Origin of the sequence: Vibrio sp. AIC-3 (assembly GCF_013114515.1) — a bacterium.
GTDB classification, from domain to species: Bacteria; Pseudomonadota; Gammaproteobacteria; order Enterobacterales; family Vibrionaceae; genus Vibrio; species Vibrio crassostreae_C.
In genome coordinates this window covers 170,283-185,486 of sequence record NZ_VTXG01000006.1, presented here as the reverse complement: position 1 = coordinate 185,486, position 15,204 = coordinate 170,283, and the positions used below count along the sequence as shown (strand labels likewise).

Annotated in this window: 20 protein-coding genes and 1 pseudogene; 12 read left to right on the top strand and 9 right to left on the bottom strand. The window is 44.7% G+C overall.

What is annotated here, in order from left to right; genetic code table 11:
• The 4 genes and pseudogenes from F0229_RS07050 to F0229_RS07035 all read right to left on the bottom strand — a co-directional run.
• Nucleotides 1–164: pseudogene (locus tag F0229_RS07050) on the bottom strand (flagellin B); the annotation flags it as partial.
• A 297-nt stretch (nt 165–461) separates the two neighbouring features.
• Complete coding sequence (locus tag F0229_RS07045) at nt 462–1,595, bottom strand: flagellin (RefSeq protein ID WP_171732526.1); 1,134 nt, start codon at nt 1,593–1,595, stop codon at nt 462–464.
• A gap of 121 nt (nt 1,596–1,716) precedes the next feature.
• Nucleotides 1,717–2,640 carry a Dyp-type peroxidase gene (locus F0229_RS07040; RefSeq protein ID WP_171732525.1) on the bottom strand — a complete coding sequence of 308 codons (924 nt, stop codon included), beginning with the start codon at nt 2,638–2,640 and terminating at the stop codon, nt 1,717–1,719.
• A gap of 65 nt (nt 2,641–2,705) precedes the next feature.
• Nucleotides 2,706–3,167, bottom strand: a complete 462-nt coding sequence (locus F0229_RS07035; RefSeq protein WP_171732524.1) for a DUF2919 family protein — start codon at nt 3,165–3,167, stop codon at nt 2,706–2,708.
• A 109-nt stretch (nt 3,168–3,276) separates the two neighbouring features.
• Here F0229_RS07035 and F0229_RS07030 point away from each other — a divergent pair, with 109 nt between their 5' ends.
• Together F0229_RS07030 and F0229_RS07025 are read left to right on the top strand one after the other, a co-directional pair.
• On the top strand, nt 3,277–3,621 hold the full coding sequence (locus F0229_RS07030) for a DUF2956 domain-containing protein (RefSeq protein WP_017060697.1): 345 nt from the start codon (nt 3,277–3,279) through the stop codon (nt 3,619–3,621).
• A gap of 12 nt (nt 3,622–3,633) precedes the next feature.
• A complete protein-coding gene (locus F0229_RS07025) occupies nt 3,634–3,966 on the top strand; it encodes a DUF4156 domain-containing protein (protein WP_171732523.1) in 333 nt (110 codons plus the stop codon).
• A 68-nt stretch (nt 3,967–4,034) separates the two neighbouring features.
• Here the strand turns inward: F0229_RS07025 and F0229_RS07020 are convergent, their stop codons facing one another.
• Complete coding sequence (locus F0229_RS07020; protein ID WP_004734273.1) at nt 4,035–4,322, bottom strand: helix-turn-helix domain-containing protein; 288 nt, start codon at nt 4,320–4,322, stop codon at nt 4,035–4,037.
• A 205-nt stretch (nt 4,323–4,527) separates the two neighbouring features.
• Here F0229_RS07020 and F0229_RS07015 point away from each other — a divergent pair, with 205 nt between their 5' ends.
• The 4 genes from F0229_RS07015 to F0229_RS07000 all read left to right on the top strand — a co-directional run bounded on the left by F0229_RS07015 (nt 4,528) and on the right by F0229_RS07000 (nt 7,048).
• Complete coding sequence (locus tag F0229_RS07015; protein WP_017060699.1) at nt 4,528–4,875, top strand: ArsC family reductase; 348 nt, start codon at nt 4,528–4,530, stop codon at nt 4,873–4,875.
• A 98-nt stretch (nt 4,876–4,973) separates the two neighbouring features.
• Nucleotides 4,974–6,110, top strand: coding sequence for a succinyl-diaminopimelate desuccinylase (gene dapE / locus F0229_RS07010; protein WP_017060700.1), 1,137 nt, complete (start codon nt 4,974–4,976; stop codon nt 6,108–6,110).
• 45 nt (nt 6,111–6,155) lie between these two features.
• Nucleotides 6,156–6,830 (top strand): M15 family metallopeptidase, encoded by a 675-nt coding sequence (locus tag F0229_RS07005; protein WP_017063385.1) that lies wholly within the window; start codon nt 6,156–6,158, stop codon nt 6,828–6,830.
• A gap of 8 nt (nt 6,831–6,838) precedes the next feature.
• Complete coding sequence (locus tag F0229_RS07000) at nt 6,839–7,048, top strand: DUF2897 family protein (protein ID WP_017060702.1); 210 nt, start codon at nt 6,839–6,841, stop codon at nt 7,046–7,048.
• 161 nt (nt 7,049–7,209) lie between these two features.
• On the opposite strand, the gene bamC is transcribed toward F0229_RS07000, so the two are convergent.
• Together bamC and dapA are read right to left on the bottom strand one after the other, a co-directional pair.
• A complete protein-coding gene (gene bamC / locus F0229_RS06995; protein WP_171732522.1) occupies nt 7,210–8,256 on the bottom strand; it encodes an outer membrane protein assembly factor BamC in 1,047 nt (348 codons plus the stop codon).
• 48 nt (nt 8,257–8,304) lie between these two features.
• Nucleotides 8,305–9,183, bottom strand: a complete 879-nt coding sequence (gene dapA, locus F0229_RS06990) for a 4-hydroxy-tetrahydrodipicolinate synthase (RefSeq protein ID WP_017060704.1) — start codon at nt 9,181–9,183, stop codon at nt 8,305–8,307.
• A 374-nt stretch (nt 9,184–9,557) separates the two neighbouring features.
• Between dapA and F0229_RS06985 the strand changes: the two genes are divergently transcribed.
• A complete protein-coding gene (locus F0229_RS06985) occupies nt 9,558–10,100 on the top strand; it encodes a glycine cleavage system protein R (RefSeq protein ID WP_017060705.1) in 543 nt (180 codons plus the stop codon).
• 12 nt (nt 10,101–10,112) lie between these two features.
• The gene (bcp, locus tag F0229_RS06980; protein ID WP_017060706.1) at nt 10,113–10,583 is read left to right on the top strand and encodes a thioredoxin-dependent thiol peroxidase; all 471 of its coding nucleotides are present in this window, start codon (nt 10,113–10,115) and stop codon (nt 10,581–10,583) included.
• A gap of 148 nt (nt 10,584–10,731) precedes the next feature.
• Here the strand turns inward: bcp and F0229_RS06975 are convergent, their stop codons facing one another.
• Together F0229_RS06975 and F0229_RS06970 are read right to left on the bottom strand one after the other, a co-directional pair.
• Nucleotides 10,732–11,808, bottom strand: coding sequence for an AI-2E family transporter (locus tag F0229_RS06975; RefSeq protein WP_017063383.1), 1,077 nt, complete (start codon nt 11,806–11,808; stop codon nt 10,732–10,734).
• Nucleotides 11,801–12,040 carry a sulfurtransferase TusA family protein gene (locus F0229_RS06970; protein ID WP_029235389.1) on the bottom strand — a complete coding sequence of 80 codons (240 nt, stop codon included), beginning with the start codon at nt 12,038–12,040 and terminating at the stop codon, nt 11,801–11,803. The genes F0229_RS06975 and F0229_RS06970 overlap by 8 nt, the downstream gene beginning before the upstream one ends.
• Before the next feature lie 178 nt (nt 12,041–12,218).
• Here F0229_RS06970 and F0229_RS06965 point away from each other — a divergent pair, with 178 nt between their 5' ends.
• From F0229_RS06965 to F0229_RS06950, 4 genes are all read left to right on the top strand, one after another.
• Nucleotides 12,219–13,673, top strand: a complete 1,455-nt coding sequence (locus tag F0229_RS06965) for a M48 family metallopeptidase (RefSeq protein ID WP_171732521.1) — start codon at nt 12,219–12,221, stop codon at nt 13,671–13,673.
• Between the two features lie 122 nt (nt 13,674–13,795).
• Nucleotides 13,796–14,146, top strand: coding sequence for an arsenate reductase (glutaredoxin) (arsC, locus tag F0229_RS06960; protein ID WP_017060711.1), 351 nt, complete (start codon nt 13,796–13,798; stop codon nt 14,144–14,146).
• 6 nt (nt 14,147–14,152) lie between these two features.
• A complete protein-coding gene (wrbA, locus tag F0229_RS06955; RefSeq protein WP_171732520.1) occupies nt 14,153–14,746 on the top strand; it encodes an NAD(P)H:quinone oxidoreductase in 594 nt (197 codons plus the stop codon).
• Entirely contained in the window at nt 14,743–15,180 is a 438-nt protein-coding gene (locus F0229_RS06950; RefSeq protein WP_017060713.1) for a DUF2069 domain-containing protein, read from the top strand. The genes wrbA and F0229_RS06950 overlap by 4 nt, the downstream gene beginning before the upstream one ends.
• Nucleotides 15,181–15,204 lie beyond the last annotated feature (24 nt).

Sequence of the window (15,204 nt, the reverse complement as noted above, 5' to 3'; positions counted from 1 at the left end):
TTCAAACGGTTCGAGATTTGTAGACCCGCAGCGTCATCTTTTGCGCTGTTGATTTTTGAGCCAGAAGCTAGACGCTCCATTGATGTTTGTTGTGCGCTGTTTGCATTGTTTAGGTAACGTTGCGCTGTCATCGCTGAAACGTTTGTATTTACATTCACTGCCATGGTGACTTCTCCAATTGATTTTCCGGTATAGCGGTTTCCGACGTCTCGGAAAACCAAGTAGTTATCTCTAAGTTACTTTTAATAACGGCGTGATTGGCGAAACCTTTAGAAAAAAAACAACAAATTTAAAGAAATAGCGGTAAAACAGAAGAAAGCGTGACTGGTCGTAAAATTATCGAAAAAAGATGAGAAAATCGCTAAAGTTGCCGGGAAGTCAGTCGAGTGAGAAATTGTATTTTTATTCGCCAAAAAGCACCGGCCAAGCTGAAATGCTTTTATAAGATTGTAGGTAATTCATTAACCTAATAACGTTAAAGCTAGATTCGGCGCTTGCTTGGCTTGAGCGAGTATCGTTGTGCTCACTTGCTGCAGTATTTGTTGCTTGAGCATTTGAGTGGTTTCTTTGGCGTAGTCGGTATCTTTGATTCGACTGTTTGATGTCGCCAAATTCTCATGAACGTTTTCAAGATTGTTAATGGCATGATCAAAGCGGTTTTGCATTGCCCCTAATTCAGAGCGATGGCTATCGACATACTTCATCGCCGTATCCAAAATAGAGACGGCGCGCTGAGCACCACCCACATCCGTTACATTGATGTCATTAACTGACTCGTAATAGCCCGCTGACATCGAAAGCTCACTGGCTAATGAACCTGAAAAAGAGATGGTACCCGCGGTATCTTCACCTGACATATAAATCTGAAGTTGTCCGTCATCATTAACAGAAGCCGATAAGAGATCCGTTTGACCATTAATGTAAGTCGCCAACTCTTCGATATCATCGCCCGCTTGCGCATTAATGGTGATCTCTTGAGGCTGACCAAAACGATCCGTAAACGACATCGTCATATCATTCTGGTTTGATTTCACTTCCCATGAATCACTGGCCATGCCATTAGCAACGTAGCTAAAGCCGCCCATGTTGATGTCATCAGTACGCATGCTTTTCAAACCAATCTGCACAGCTTCGCCCGAACTGCCGCCGATTTGAAACGAGGTGTGCCCAAAACTGCCGTTAAGGAGTTTTTTACCACCGAATGAAGTGGTTTCGGCAATTCGATTCAGCTCGCCATTTAACGCGGTGACTTCTTCTTGAATAGCGATTCGTTCCGATGAACTATTCGAGCCGTTACTCGCTTGTAGGGATAAGTCTCGCATGCGCTGCATGATATTAGTGGTTTCATTCATCGCCCCTTCTGCAGTCTGCATAATGGAGATACCGTCGTTAGCATTTCGAACAGCAACATCAATGCCACTCATCTGTGCTTCTAATCGATTTGAGATCTGTAAGCCAGCCGCATCGTCTTTTGCACTATTAATACGGCTCCCTGAAGCTAAGCGCTCCAAAGATTGGTTCAGCATGTTATTAGCGTTAGAGAGGTTTCTCTGAGCTACTAACGCCGAGACATTCGTATTGACAGTTATAGCCATAGACCTTCGCTTACAAAAAGATGAATAAAACTCACGATTGCTCTTATATCGACCAGTTCATATAAAGCTTTAATAAAAAAGGAGCCCTGAGGCTCCCTTTCTTTGCTGCAGATGAGGTGATTTACTTAATCGTTAATACACTCAACATGTCAGTTGAAGGTGCAAAGTAGTAAGCGCCAGTCACTGCTTTGGTAAAGCGAAGCAGTTGGTCTGTTTTGCCATCTGTTGCGCCGTACATGCTCTCTAACATCGCATCGAAGTTATGACGAACGTTACAGTAAGCAATGAACAATAAGCCGTGGTCGCCCGTAGCAGTACCGTAAGGTAGACTGTGGCGAACAATCTTAAGCCCCTTGCCTTCTTCTTTGATATCCACACGGCCAACGTGAGACGCCGCAGGAACATCATCTAACTCAATTGAATCAGGTTTAGTTCGGCCAATCACTTTCTCTTGTGCCGACACATTCAAGCGATTCCAAGCTGGCAGATTGTGCACAAAACGCTGCACCATCACATAACTACCACCAGCGAATTCACCCTCAGGCACAATAGCAACTTCAGCACGTTGTGCGTCTTTCGGGTTTTCAGTGCCATCAACAAAGTCTGTCATGTCACGAGAGTCTAGGAAGCGGTAACCATAAGTTTCATCAACCACTTCAACATCAGCTGCTACTTCAGATAGCAATTTACGCAAGATAAAGAAGTGCAGATCATGTCGGTTTGAATGACAGTGAATCAGAACGTCAGACAGTGTGCTCGGTGCTGTGATATCACCTTCACCCAGCACAGGGAAGTCGATCAAATCAGCGGGCGCTGCTTGCTCGAACCTATCCCAAAAAGCTTTTGAGAACGCAACCGATGCCGTTAAGTTCGCATCAGGCTGAGTTTGGTTTAGTTCGTCGATTAGAGTCAGAAGCTTTTGAATTTCTGCTAGTACATTAGCAGTATTAGCGTTCACTTTAAGTTGAACGTAAAGCGCGAAAGGCCCAGCTTCAGGCAAAATAGCACTTTGAACGTTAGGCTGCTCATTTGAAACATTAAGCATAGATTATTCCTTCCAGTTTTAGCTTCTAAGTATAATTGTGAATGGGACAAATGTTTTGATGAGAATCAGTCTTCGAGCTCAACCATTTTAAAGCAATCCCTTGCAGCATGGCTATTGGTTAGATAAAGCGCTAACCACAGCAGCAACAATAGGGTGATGCCATTTGACCAACGGAACCATCCGTTATCCAAATAGATTAAATAAATCGTATGGGAGCCCTGTGCCAAGATAGCCATCATGGTAACCCAACGTCCCCATGACACGACTTTGTTAAGGCGCTTTCTATCTGGCGATCTTAGCCCAAATAACCACATCAGCAGCAAACTAGGCACACTCAACGCGATCCCGACATAAAACATCTGATGGTCTGGGTAGATTATCTCAAGAATATCGGTTCCCGATTCTCGGCTTGCGCCTGCAACAATGAAAACGACCAAGGCTTTCGCAAGAAACAACCAACCTAGCCAGAGCAAGATTGGAGCTTTCAAAAAGCCGTGCTTGTCGTATTGTTCTATGGAGTACCGCACAAATCTCACTTTCACTTATTTTCAAACCAACACTTTAACGCAAATCATTCATACTTAACTAGCTTTGCGTTATCTTAGTAGCCAATCCGTTTTAATTGTCGAACTCAGTATGAAAAACAAAACTAATACGCCCTCTGTTGAATCTCAACAGGAAGCACTGAAGATAGCCAAAGCGACTCAAAAGCCAGCTCAAACCAAAGAACAAACTAAACTGATTGCTCAGGGTATCGAGAAAGGCATCGCACTGTACAAGAAACAGCAAAAAGAACGCAGCCGCCAAGCCGATAAAGCGAAGAAGCGCGTACAGAAAGAAAAACAGACTCAACAAGCTAATCAACACCAAGAAGACACGATCGAAACAAGTGTTGAAACACCATCAAATCACGCCACTAAACTGCCGTGGTTACTACTGTTCGCAAGCTGGGTAGGCTTCGCGATTTATTTGATGCAATAGCAGGGCAAACGTATGAAAAAGGAATTAGTCGCTTTGGCTATGAGTGGCATGTTACTCGGGTGTACCAAACCCACATCAACGCCTCATAGTAAAGCGGACAAGGTACAAATGGATTACCACGGCCTGATGAACATCGAGCAGTGTGAGTATAAAGGGGAAATCACTGGCAGCGAAGGTCATTGGTACAGCTACTTGTTCTTTCCCAATGACACCCTGATTCAAGGTGCGATGAATGAGCTTAAATCGAATGCCATTGAGCTAGGCGCAGACACCGTCATCTTTACCCTACCCCAAGATTTCAGCACTTCCGTGACTATGCTTGGTACCGCCTACCTGTGCGAGTAAGCAACTAAAGCGGCATATCGATATGCTTTGATTTTATGACACCCAAAAGAAAGCCAGCTTTCGCTGGCTTATGCACTAAATCCAAGGCTTGTTGCTATATCGCCTTTACGCTGGATAACCCATTGACTGTCAAATGGCCCCCAGTCGGATAACTGGTAATAGCCATCATTATGACGTCGCCCATCTTGAACAAACATAAGTTCGATACCGATCCCCGGTAACGCCTTGAGTACATCTTGAATAGTACGACGAGGCCACCCCGTTTTTTCGATGAGTTTAGGCACATTTGGCCTATCAAGGCTTTCCACTAACAATGCTAAATATAGCCGCCTTGCAAAAACAGGACTCAACTCCATTGACACCTCCTATATATGTGCAGCTCAATTATTTCTTTTTTCGCTGACAACATGTTGAGGCTGATCAATAAGTCTCCAATAGTGACATTTTCTTACGCTTTTTTTTCACTCTATGAAATATTCATCACTCTATTTTGTCTGAGTTGCTGCTTCCTGATAGGATTCAACTCATAACAATGAAATAAAATCACTCAAAGGAAGAATAATGACTATCACCATGTTTGGTATCCCAAATTGCGACACCATTAAAAAAGCAAAGAAATGGCTCGAAGCTGAAGGTATCGAGTTCGAATTTCACGATTATCGCAAACAAGGCATCACAGAAGAGCTAGTAACAAGCTTCTGCTCTGAGCTAGGTTGGGAGCTTGTGCTAAACAAACGTGGTACGACTTATCGCCAACTTTCTCAAGAACAGAAAGACACCCTAACAGAAGAAAAAGCGGTGACTTTGCTAGTTGAACAACCTGCCATGATCAAGCGCCCAATCTTAAAAGTTGAAGGTAAGCTTCACATCGGATTTAAAGCCGACCAATACGCGGCTATTTTTGCTTAGATCGTTGTATTTACATAGACAGACAACAGGACGTTGATCAGTGAATCAGCGCCTAAAAATTAATGACTAGACGTTTTATTTAAACAAGGAATTCAAGGATGACAGATAGCCCAACTTTGGCTCTGGCAAAAGACCTAATCAGCCGTCAATCGGTAACACCAGAAGATGCAGGCTGCCAAGACCTGATGATTGAACGCTTAAAAGCACTCGGTTTTGAAATCGAAGTGATGGTATTTGAAGATACGACCAACTTCTGGGCTCGTCGTGGTACTGAAGCGCCTCTGTTTGCTTTTGCTGGTCACACTGATGTGGTACCTGCAGGCCCAATCGAACAGTGGAACACTAAGCCATTCGAACCGACTATCGTAGACGGTTTCCTACATGGCCGTGGCGCTGCTGATATGAAAGGCTCTCTGGCTTCAATGATTGTTGCCGTCGAGCAGTTCATTGCCAAACACCCAGACCACACAGGCTCAATTGGTTTCCTGATCACTTCAGATGAGGAAGGTCCTTTCATCAACGGTACTGTACGTGTTGTTGAAGCATTAATGGCGCGCGGTGAAAACATCGATATGTGTATCGTTGGTGAACCATCGAGCACTGAGTTCGTGGGTGATGTCGTGAAGAACGGCCGTCGTGGCTCTATCACTGGCGACCTTACGATTAAAGGCACACAAGGTCATGTTGCCTACCCTCACCTAGCAAACAACCCAGTACACAGCTCTCTGCTTGCTATTAATGAGCTAGCAACAACTGAGTGGGATAAAGGTAATGATTACTTCCCACCAACCAGTTTCCAAATCCCAAATGTCAGCGCAGGTACGGGGGCTTCAAACGTGATCCCTGGTGAGTTTAATGTTCAGTTTAACCTACGCTTTAGTACAGAGTTAAGCAACGACATCATCGTTGAGCGCATCACAACGACACTCGACAAGTATGATTTCGAATACGACCTAAGATGGACATTCAATGGCGACCCGTTCTTAACAGACGCAGGTTCACTGCTTGATGCTATTGTTGATGCAGTGGGTCACGTCAATGATGTGAAACCAGCACTGCTAACGACTGGCGGTACATCTGATGGTCGCTTTATTGCACGTATGGGCGGACAAGTGGTTGAACTAGGCCCTGTGAATGCAACGATTCACAAGGTTAACGAATGCGTGAAGGTAGCCGATTTAGAAAAGCTAACTGACATGTACGAAAGAACATTAGTGAACCTATTCGCTAAATAGTCTTTCATCAGCGATTCATAGCATCCAATTATTGAGAGACTCGTTATGACACCAGAGCAGCTTACCGGACAATCAGATTCTCATCTAGAGCCTAGCCTGATCGGCACCAAGACCTTCTTGGTCCACAGTGAGGTTAAGAATGACCTGAATAATTTGATTGAAGCTGCTCAGCTCGCTGGTTTTAAAATGGAGATTGCCAGTGGCTTTCGCGACTATGAAAGGCAATCTCTGATTTGGAACCGTAAGTTTTCTGGCGAAGCTCCGATATTAGATTCAGAAAGCCAACCTCTTGATGCTTCAAAACTGACCGAACAACAAAAGCTATCGGCTATCCTGAGATGGTCTGCGCTTCCCGGCGCGAGTCGTCATCATTGGGGTTGTGACTTCGATGTCTTTGCTCGTAACCACTTACCTGAAGGCATACATCTGCAATTAGAACCATGGGAATACCTTACTGGCCACCAGCAATCGTTTTACCAATGGCTATCAGTTCATGCTGCACAATTTGGTTTCTTCTTTCCTTACAGCCAAGATTTGGGTGGTGTGGCGATCGAACCATGGCATATCAGCCATCGCAAAGTATCGGAGTCGTGTTTATCACAGTTATCTCCGACTTTACTTGGCAAGCAACTCCAATCTAAGCCAGTATTAGGGTATGAGATTATTATGGAGCAGCTAGACGAGATCTATGCACGCTTCGTAGCGAATATCAGTCATTAGGAGCGCTTATGTTGGAGTGGCTTACAAACCCTTGGGTTATCATCATCATCGTAGTTAGCGTTGTTGTGGGTAACATCGCAGCGCTCAAACAGACAGCCAATATGGATCTGACGGGGCGTGGTAAAACTGAGCGAGATTTAGATAAGCTCAATCGCTCGGATAAACTTAACCAAGAGAAAGCTGAAAAAGAAGAATCCAAAGACAATAAAGACGCATAGCCTTTTGCTTTGGCTAATCAGCTTGATTGACCAATTTTGATTGACCAATGTAGCCTGATGACAACGAATACAATAAAAAAGAGGACACAGTGTGTCCTCTTTTTTATTTGCTTTTGCTAATCACAAGGCTGATTTAACTCAGCTTGTAACGGCTTGAATGACTACTCAGCTTTCGCTTCTTTGTCATCTTTGGTTTGGTCAGCAATATGCGCTAATACCGGAACCATAGACTTAAGCAGCTCTTCTTCTACTGGCTTACCTGATGCATCCGTTACGTTGATTGACGTACGGTTGCCAAGGTCACCAAATAGGAAGTTGTAAGTGCCTGGCGCTAAGTCGATAGGCTGTAGGCCAATTTCTTCCCAGAACTCATCATCTGGTGCTGCGTACTTCGCCTTCACCGTACCCTGAGATTGATTGCGTTCTTCAAGCTCAAAGCCCATTTCAGGCAACAAATTAGGCAGACGCTGCCAGAATACATTGTATGGCGTACGAGCAATAATCACAGGGAAACCACTACGGTCAGCACCCATTGAAATTGGAATACGCTTCACCAACTCTTGCGCTTTCAGCGCCGCTTCAGCACGAAGGTTTTCATCGTACTTAGCCATAACTAGGTTGGTCAGGAACGCGTTGTAACGCTCTTTATTGGTTTCCGTTACTGTTTTCTCTTCAGTACCTTCACGCCAATCAATCAGATTAATCTTGAAGCCATGACGGTTGTTTGCTTGGAAGCGAGAGATAGAGTAACGACTACCAATCTCTACGTCTTCATCTTCAGAAACCCAAGTTACCCAATCGGTCTCAATCTCATTCTCTGATTGCTCACGAATACCAATACCACGTTGAGCCAGCATATCTACAGCCGTTTGCCACACGCGGTCTGCCTCTTCTGCGCGAAGAAGCCATAGTGTCACTTCACCGTTTTGACGCTCAGCACGAGCACCCGGGATCAGTTCAAGAACCTGTTGCGGTGGACGAATATCCACTTCACGACCAGTACCACCACTGAATTCACCGCTTGGGATGTCAAAATTTGGGTAGAACTGAGGCTGAGCATCTACAGGCAATTGCCATTGTGAAAACTCAGGTGTTTCTAAGTATTCGAAATCATCTTTGGCTTGGCGACGTTGAGTCGGGTTGCCAGAACATGCTGTAAGAACGAAAACAGCCAGTGACCCAATCACTAGCTGGTGAGAATACTTCATTTATACTCCTAAATGCCGAAGGTTCGCTTCGGCATCACTTCATACGTTTTAGTAAATGCACGCTTCAGTCATTGCTTGAGCAACAACAGGTTGAGCTGGCTCTGACAGTTCAGTCAGCGGTAGACGTAAGCCACCTTCAGCAATCAGACCCATTTTATGAACCGCCCATTTTACGGGAATAGGGTTAGACTCAACGAACAAATTCTTATGTAGAGGCATCAAACGCTCATTGATCGCTTCCGCTTCTTCAAACTTACCTTCTTTTGCTAGCTTGAACATGGTTGCCATATCAGCGGCTGCAACATTGTTCGTTACAGAGATCACGCCATCGCCACCACGCTTAACAAATTCTAGGCCTGTTAAGTCATCACCACTTAGTAAGATAAAGTCTTCGCCACAAAGTTCACGGTGAATTGCAATTCTGTCGAGATCACCCGTCGCATCTTTCAGTGCAACGATGTTTTCGATCTCAGCAAGACGAGCAACCGTTTCTGGCAACAAGTCTACCGCAGTACGACCTGGAACATTGTATAGAATTTGTGGAACGTCACTGACTTCAGCAATCGCTTTGTAGTGTTGGTACAAACCTTCTTGAGTCGGTTTGTTGTAGTAAGGCGTTACGCTCAGGCAACCAGCAATACCAGAACCATTCAACAAACGGCTGAATAGAACAGATTCATGAGTTGCATTTGCACCTGTACCAGCGATAACGGGAATACGACCATCAGCAAATTCAACGATCTTGTTGACGACTTTGACATGCTCTTCAATAGTGAGTGTTGAAGACTCACCTGTTGTGCCAACCGCAACCAGACCATCACTACCTGCAGCAATATGGTGCTCAACTAACTTTTTAAGGCTGTCGAAATCCACTTCACCATCTGTATTAAATGGCGTAACTAGCGCAACGATACTTCCTGAAAACATGTCTATCTCCCTTAATTTATTCTTTTTGCATGTTACTGTAAGCCAATCAATAAACACAAGACATTAAAGTGGCTTACCGGCAACATCTGCATTAAATATTGTCGTATGTTTGAGGTAAAACGACTTCTAACGGCGTTCTACCTAGAATTTGGGTAACCTGCACTCAATCTAGCGGATAGCACATCACTGGATGTCAGTAACAAGTAAGCTGTGCTCTCATCGCTCTATCTCATTTTTTAACGCGCTCGATATTCTTATCATTGGTTGCATGTTCGAAGCAAGGTCGCACATAAAAAGCCCCGCACGCACGCTTATTCCACGAGCTAACTGTGCTAACATGCATGAATCAATGGAATATAAAGAGACGTGATTTTATGACTCAACATCTAGTAATCACAGCTGTGGGCACTGATCGCCCAGGTGTATGCAACCAAGTGGTTCATTTAGTCACCCAATCAGGCTGTAACATTATTGATAGCCGTATCGCCCTGTTTGGCGAAGAATTTACGCTTATCATGCTGCTGTCTGGAAAGGCAAACAACATTACCCGCGTTGAAACCACCTTGCCCTTGCTTGGACAAGAGCACGACTTGATTACGATTATGAAGCGAACCTCAACTCATGATGTTATTGAGAACTCTTACACAGTAGAGGTGTTCGTTGAGTCAGACGATAAAATCGGACTTACTGAGCAGTTTACCCAGTTCTTCGCAGACCGAAACATCGGCCTCGATTCGTTAAGTGCACGAACCATCAATAAATCTAAGGTTCAACTCGACAACGACCAATTCCATATCTCTATTACCGCTTCTGTGCAATCAGAATGTAACTTGATGCAGCTACAAGAAGAATTCGATTCGCTGTGTCAGAGCCTATCAGTCCAAGGCTCGCTCAACTTTATCAAAAACAGTCTTTAAAAAGGAAATGTCATGAATACGCTAACGGCTGGTGTTCCAGCACCTGCTTTTTCTCTTCCAGATCAAGATGGCAATATCGTATCTCTTGGTGACTTCAAAGGTAAAAAAGTACTTTTCTATTTTTACCCTAAAGCAATGACTCCAGGTTGTATTGTGCAAGCGGAAGGCCTGCGTGATATCAAAACACAGCTTGATGACCTAAACGTGGTTGTTCTAGGTGTGAGTGTTGACCCAGTAAAACGTCTACCAAACTTCGTTGAGAAGAAATCTCTAAACTTCACCCTGCTATCTGATGAAGACCACAGCGTTGCTGAACAGTTTGGCGTTTGGGGCGAGAAAAAATTCATGGGTAAAATCTACGACGGTCTGCACCGTATTAGCTTCCTAATTGATGAAGAAGGTCAGATTGAACATGTCTTCAACAAGTTCAAGACTAAGACTCACCACGAAGTGGTTCTAGATTACTTCAATCAAGAAGCTTAAGGGCGATTTGAGTGAGTTAATGACTTAGATTCATCACTTTCTAAGGCAATAGCAACACTCATTAAGCTAATGATTAAGCTAATTATTAAGCTAAGAGCAAAAAGGCCGAACATCATGGATGTTCGGCCTTTTTCTATAACAAGATCAATTACTTTTGATGTTCAGGGTCATCGTCTAATGCGTGACTCGGTAAAGCATTCCAAACCGCCTTAACTAACGTTGCCAACGGGATAGCAAAGAACACGCCCCAGAATCCCCACAGTCCGCCAAACACCAACACGGCAACAATAATGGCCACTGGGTGCAGGTTCACCGCTTCAGAGAAAAGAACCGGAACGAGCACGTTACCATCTAGCGCTTGGATAATACCGTAAGCGAGAAGCAACCAGTAAAACTGAGGCTCTAATCCCCACTGGAACAGACCAACGATCGCTACCGGAACAGTCACAGCTGCCGCACCGATATAAGGGATCAGTACCGAGAAACCAACCGCGACAGCCAACAAGACTGAATAACGCAGATCCAGAATCGCGAACGTTACGTAGCTGACACCACCAACGATTAAAATCTCTAAGACTTTACCGCGAATGTAGTTCGAGATTTGCTGGTTCATCTCTTCCCATACTTTGGTCGCTAAACGACGATTTCGAGGAAGTACACCGCTCGCCATTCTGATCATCTCTTCTTTGTCTTTTAACAAGAAGAAAATAAGCAGTGGTACAAGAATCAAGTAAACCGCTAAGGTCGCTAAGCTCACAAGAGAAGCAAGAGAACCTTTGACAACACTTTCACCAAAACCTAACGCTTTGTTCTTGGCGTTAGACATAATGGACTCAACGATCTGCAGGTTAGCTAATTCTGGATAGCGTTCAGGAATCGTCGCAATGAAGTTTTGCAAGCTGCCATACATGCTTGGGATATCATTAATTAGATTGCCCACTTGTTGCCAAATGGTTGGTACCAAGCCAAAGATCGCAAGTAGCATCACGCTAAAGAACATCATGATCACCAACATCACCGAAGGCGTTCTTGGAACACCGAGTCTTTGAAGTTGGGTAACAGGCCACTCAAGCAAATAAGCCAACACAATTGCAACCAAGAGTGGCGCAATTAGGTGACCAAAGAAGTAGATCGTAATAAAGCCGAAGAGAATGATGGCAACCAAACTGACAGCATGGGGATCAGAGAAACGTCGTTTATACCAACGATTGACCATTTCAAGCATCTGACTGCAATTCCTTTTTAGTGACGAGGAGATGATGGTAATTAGAGCAAACCTCAGTGACGACGTCATAGGCTTGCTTAGACAAATAAGTAACAATATCTTTCATCGAGCTGTTATCAGAGACATAAATTGACAATGACTGCCCTACTTCTAACTTTACACTGTGACGCTTGGCTAATAATAGCGCCATTGGACAGCGCTCTTGGCGTAAATCTAGAATATTAGGTGTCATTCTTGAGCTCGATGCTTATTATAAGGGTCGTATTGTAATCTGTTTTTGAAAACGCGCCATCATTCATTCATCTTCCTTCATGATAGCGCACGCACTTGGCAAAGGTTAAATCAGATAAAGAACCAATTTCCATTGCACTTGTCTTACTGTCAGAAGAAACGGAGTATTACTGACTAATATGTTTAAACGCGCTCGCTCAATTGCTTGCTTATGCATCGCAGCTACATTAAGCACCCCAACTATGGCGAATACCAATAGTTTGGAGCTACCAGATATCGGTACCGCTGCTGGCGGCACACTCACTATCGACCAAGAGCTTATCTATGGTGATGCCTACATGCGCATCATCAGAAGTAGCCAGCCTATCGTAAACGACCCAGTTCTAAATCTATATATTGATACTCTTGGCCATCGTCTGGTCGCGAACGCAAATGATGTAAAGACACCTTTCCAGTTCTTTATGATCCGTGACCGCAACATCAACGCCTTTGCTTTCTTTGGTGGTTATGTTGCTTTGCACTCAGGTCTATTCCTGCATGCACAATCTGAAAGTGAATTAGCTTCTGTATTAGCGCACGAAATCGCGCACGTAACCCAACGTCACTTAGCGCGTAGTATGGAAGACCAAGCGCGCCGCTCTCCAGCAACCATTGCAGCGCTAGCAGCCTCTGTATTACTGGCAATTGCAGCTCCTGAAGCCGGCATTGCAGCCCTAACGGCAACGACTGCGGGTAATATGCAAAGCCAAATCAACTACACCCGTAGTAATGAAAAAGAAGCCGACCGCTTTGGTATCAACACGCTAGCAAAAGCTGGGTTTGATGTGAATGCGATGCCACGTTTCTTTGGCCGTTTAGCTGATGAATATCGCTATGCGAGCACACCACCGCCAATGCTACTGACTCACCCATTACCAGAAGACCGAATTACCGATTCACGTGCTCGTGCTCGTAGTTACCCGCCACTGAAACTGGCTCCCTCTCTGGACTACCACCTAGCAAGAGCCCGCATTGTTGCGCGCTATGCTGGCATTAATAATGATGCTGCTCTTGATTGGTTTGAGCGTCAGCTAAAGAAAGCCCCTAAAGCTTTGCTTCCGTCATTAGAATATGGCCAAGCACTGGTTTACCTAGACTCTAAAAAATTAGACAAAGCAGAGCCGATCCTGAACAAGCTGATTAACAGCGATCCAACCAACCTGTTTTATCTAGATGCTATTTCGGATCTGCACATCGAGAAGAAGCAGCCTGAGATTGCGATTAAAGAACTTAAATCGGCACTGGTTCGTCAACCAAACAACCCGGTTCTGACCATTAACTACGCCAACGCACTGATTGAAAATGAAGATCTTCAAGAAGCGGTTCGCGTATTGCAGCGTTACACGCACGATAACCCGAATGACACCAATGGCTGGCACTTACTTTCAAAAGTAAATACGAGCCTTGGTAATAGCGACGAAGAACTGGCTGCTCGTGCAGAAATTTTGGCACTGCAAGCCAACTGGAACAAAGCGATTCAGTACTACACGCAAGCAAGCCAAATCGCCGAATTAGGAAGCCTAAAACAAGCACGCTACGACGCTCGAATTGATCAGCTAATGATTCAACGAGAGCGCTTCTTGTCGCTACAATAGAGTGTTTACTGGTAACAGCTCGTTACCAGAATAAAAAGAAAGCTCAACGTTACACAAAAAAGAAGTCACCCCTGGTGGCTTCAGCTAAACAACTAAATCAAAAATAATAATGAGGAAGAACCATGTCTGTCGTGATTTATCATAACCCACGCTGCTCAAAGAGCCGTCAAACTCTAGAAGTGCTTCAGGAAAACGGCGTACAGCCAGAGGTCATCAAATACCTGGAGACTCCGTTAACAGTTGAACAGCTGAAAGTACTGTTCACTCAGCTTGGTTTTGACAGTGTTCGCGACATGATGCGCACCAAAGAAGCGGACTACAAAGAAGCAAACCTTGGCGATGCTTCAGTTACTGATGAAGATCTTTTCGCCGCGATGGCAACCAATCCAAAACTGTTTGAGCGCCCAGTCGTTGTCGCGAACAACAAAGCAAAAATTGGTCGTCCACCAGAGCAAGTGCTAGAGATTCTGTAATCCAATATGAGCATTAACATTCTTGTTCTTTATTACAGTCGCCACGGCAACACACAAGCTCTAGCAAGGCAGATTGCACGAGGGGTTGAATCCATCCCGAACTGCGAAGCTATGCTAAGGACGGTGAACGACGTGTACACAGTAGAAGAGCAGCCTGATTCGCGTTATCAACCAACCGATCCTATTGCCTCGTTACAAGAACTTCGATCTTGTGATGGTTTGGCGCTAGGCAGTCCGGTTTGGTTTGGTAACATGGCCGGGCCAATGAAGCACTTTTGGGATAGCACGACATCAATGTGGATCAATGGTGATCTCATCGATAAGCCAGGTTGTGTATTTACCTCTTCTTCATCATTGCATGGTGGTCAAGAGACAACACAACAAAGCATGATGTTGCCCCTGCTTCATCACGGCATGTTAGTCGTGGGCATCCCCTACTCAGAACCGGCGCTGCACACCACTCAAACTGGTGGTACGCCTTATGGTGCAAGCAGTACTGGAGAGAGCGCTTCACTTAGCAAAGAAGAGATTGAGTTGGCGCAAAACCTAGGTAAACGCCTAGCGCGCATCGCGTTAAACCAGAAGGGAATTTCTCAATGATGTATATGCCAGAGAAGGCTATGTCTCCCAAAACCAAGCTATTTCGCTACCTTGCTTTAGCGGGCAACTTGTCGCTTTTATTCTGGGTGGTGGCTTGGCAGATGACGCTTTCACCGCACCCTCATCTCAGTAATGTCACACTGGCGATTGCTTGGGCTATCCCGCTGTTATTGCCATTACCGGGCATTTTAGCAGGAAAACCTTATACGCACGCATGGGCAAATTTCGTCTTGATGCTCTATTTCCTACACGCATTAACTATCTTGTATGTAGACGATGGTGAACGTTTATTAGCGGCTGTAGAACTGCTTCTGACGACTCTAGGTTTCGCGGGCAATATCTTATTTACTCGCTTTAGAGCCAAAGAGTTAGGCATCAAGTTGAAGCGTCTTTCTGAAGTAGAAAAGAGAGAAAAAGCTAAGTTCGAGCAATAATATTAAGCCCATGCTTTTAAACTG

Excerpts from the sequence above, each read along its gene's own strand:
- bcp (WP_017060706.1), top strand. The coding sequence starts at position 10,113 with ATGAATACGCTAACGGCTGGTGTTCCAGCACCTGCTTTTTCTCTTCCA.
- bamC (WP_171732522.1), bottom strand. The coding sequence starts at position 8,256 with ATGAAGTATTCTCACCAGCTAGTGATTGGGTCACTGGCTGTTTTCGTT.
- F0229_RS07015 (WP_017060699.1), top strand. The coding sequence starts at position 4,528 with ATGACTATCACCATGTTTGGTATCCCAAATTGCGACACCATTAAAAAA.
- dapA (WP_017060704.1), bottom strand. The coding sequence starts at position 9,183 with ATGTTTTCAGGAAGTATCGTTGCGCTAGTTACGCCATTTAATACAGAT.
- arsC (WP_017060711.1), top strand. The coding sequence starts at position 13,796 with ATGTCTGTCGTGATTTATCATAACCCACGCTGCTCAAAGAGCCGTCAA.
- F0229_RS07025 (WP_171732523.1), top strand. The coding sequence starts at position 3,634 with ATGAAAAAGGAATTAGTCGCTTTGGCTATGAGTGGCATGTTACTCGGG.
- F0229_RS06950 (WP_017060713.1), top strand. The coding sequence starts at position 14,743 with ATGATGTATATGCCAGAGAAGGCTATGTCTCCCAAAACCAAGCTATTT.
- F0229_RS07040 (WP_171732525.1), bottom strand. The coding sequence starts at position 2,640 with ATGCTTAATGTTTCAAATGAGCAGCCTAACGTTCAAAGTGCTATTTTG.
- F0229_RS07000 (WP_017060702.1), top strand. The coding sequence starts at position 6,839 with ATGTTGGAGTGGCTTACAAACCCTTGGGTTATCATCATCATCGTAGTT.
- F0229_RS07045 (WP_171732526.1), bottom strand. The coding sequence starts at position 1,595 with ATGGCTATAACTGTCAATACGAATGTCTCGGCGTTAGTAGCTCAGAGA.
- F0229_RS06965 (WP_171732521.1), top strand. The coding sequence starts at position 12,219 with ATGTTTAAACGCGCTCGCTCAATTGCTTGCTTATGCATCGCAGCTACA.
- F0229_RS07020 (WP_004734273.1), bottom strand. The coding sequence starts at position 4,322 with ATGGAGTTGAGTCCTGTTTTTGCAAGGCGGCTATATTTAGCATTGTTA.
- wrbA (WP_171732520.1), top strand. The coding sequence starts at position 14,153 with ATGAGCATTAACATTCTTGTTCTTTATTACAGTCGCCACGGCAACACA.
- F0229_RS07030 (WP_017060697.1), top strand. The coding sequence starts at position 3,277 with ATGAAAAACAAAACTAATACGCCCTCTGTTGAATCTCAACAGGAAGCA.
- F0229_RS06970 (WP_029235389.1), bottom strand. The coding sequence starts at position 12,040 with ATGACACCTAATATTCTAGATTTACGCCAAGAGCGCTGTCCAATGGCG.
- dapE (WP_017060700.1), top strand. The coding sequence starts at position 4,974 with ATGACAGATAGCCCAACTTTGGCTCTGGCAAAAGACCTAATCAGCCGT.
- F0229_RS07005 (WP_017063385.1), top strand. The coding sequence starts at position 6,156 with ATGACACCAGAGCAGCTTACCGGACAATCAGATTCTCATCTAGAGCCT.
- F0229_RS06975 (WP_017063383.1), bottom strand. The coding sequence starts at position 11,808 with ATGCTTGAAATGGTCAATCGTTGGTATAAACGACGTTTCTCTGATCCC.
- F0229_RS06985 (WP_017060705.1), top strand. The coding sequence starts at position 9,558 with ATGACTCAACATCTAGTAATCACAGCTGTGGGCACTGATCGCCCAGGT.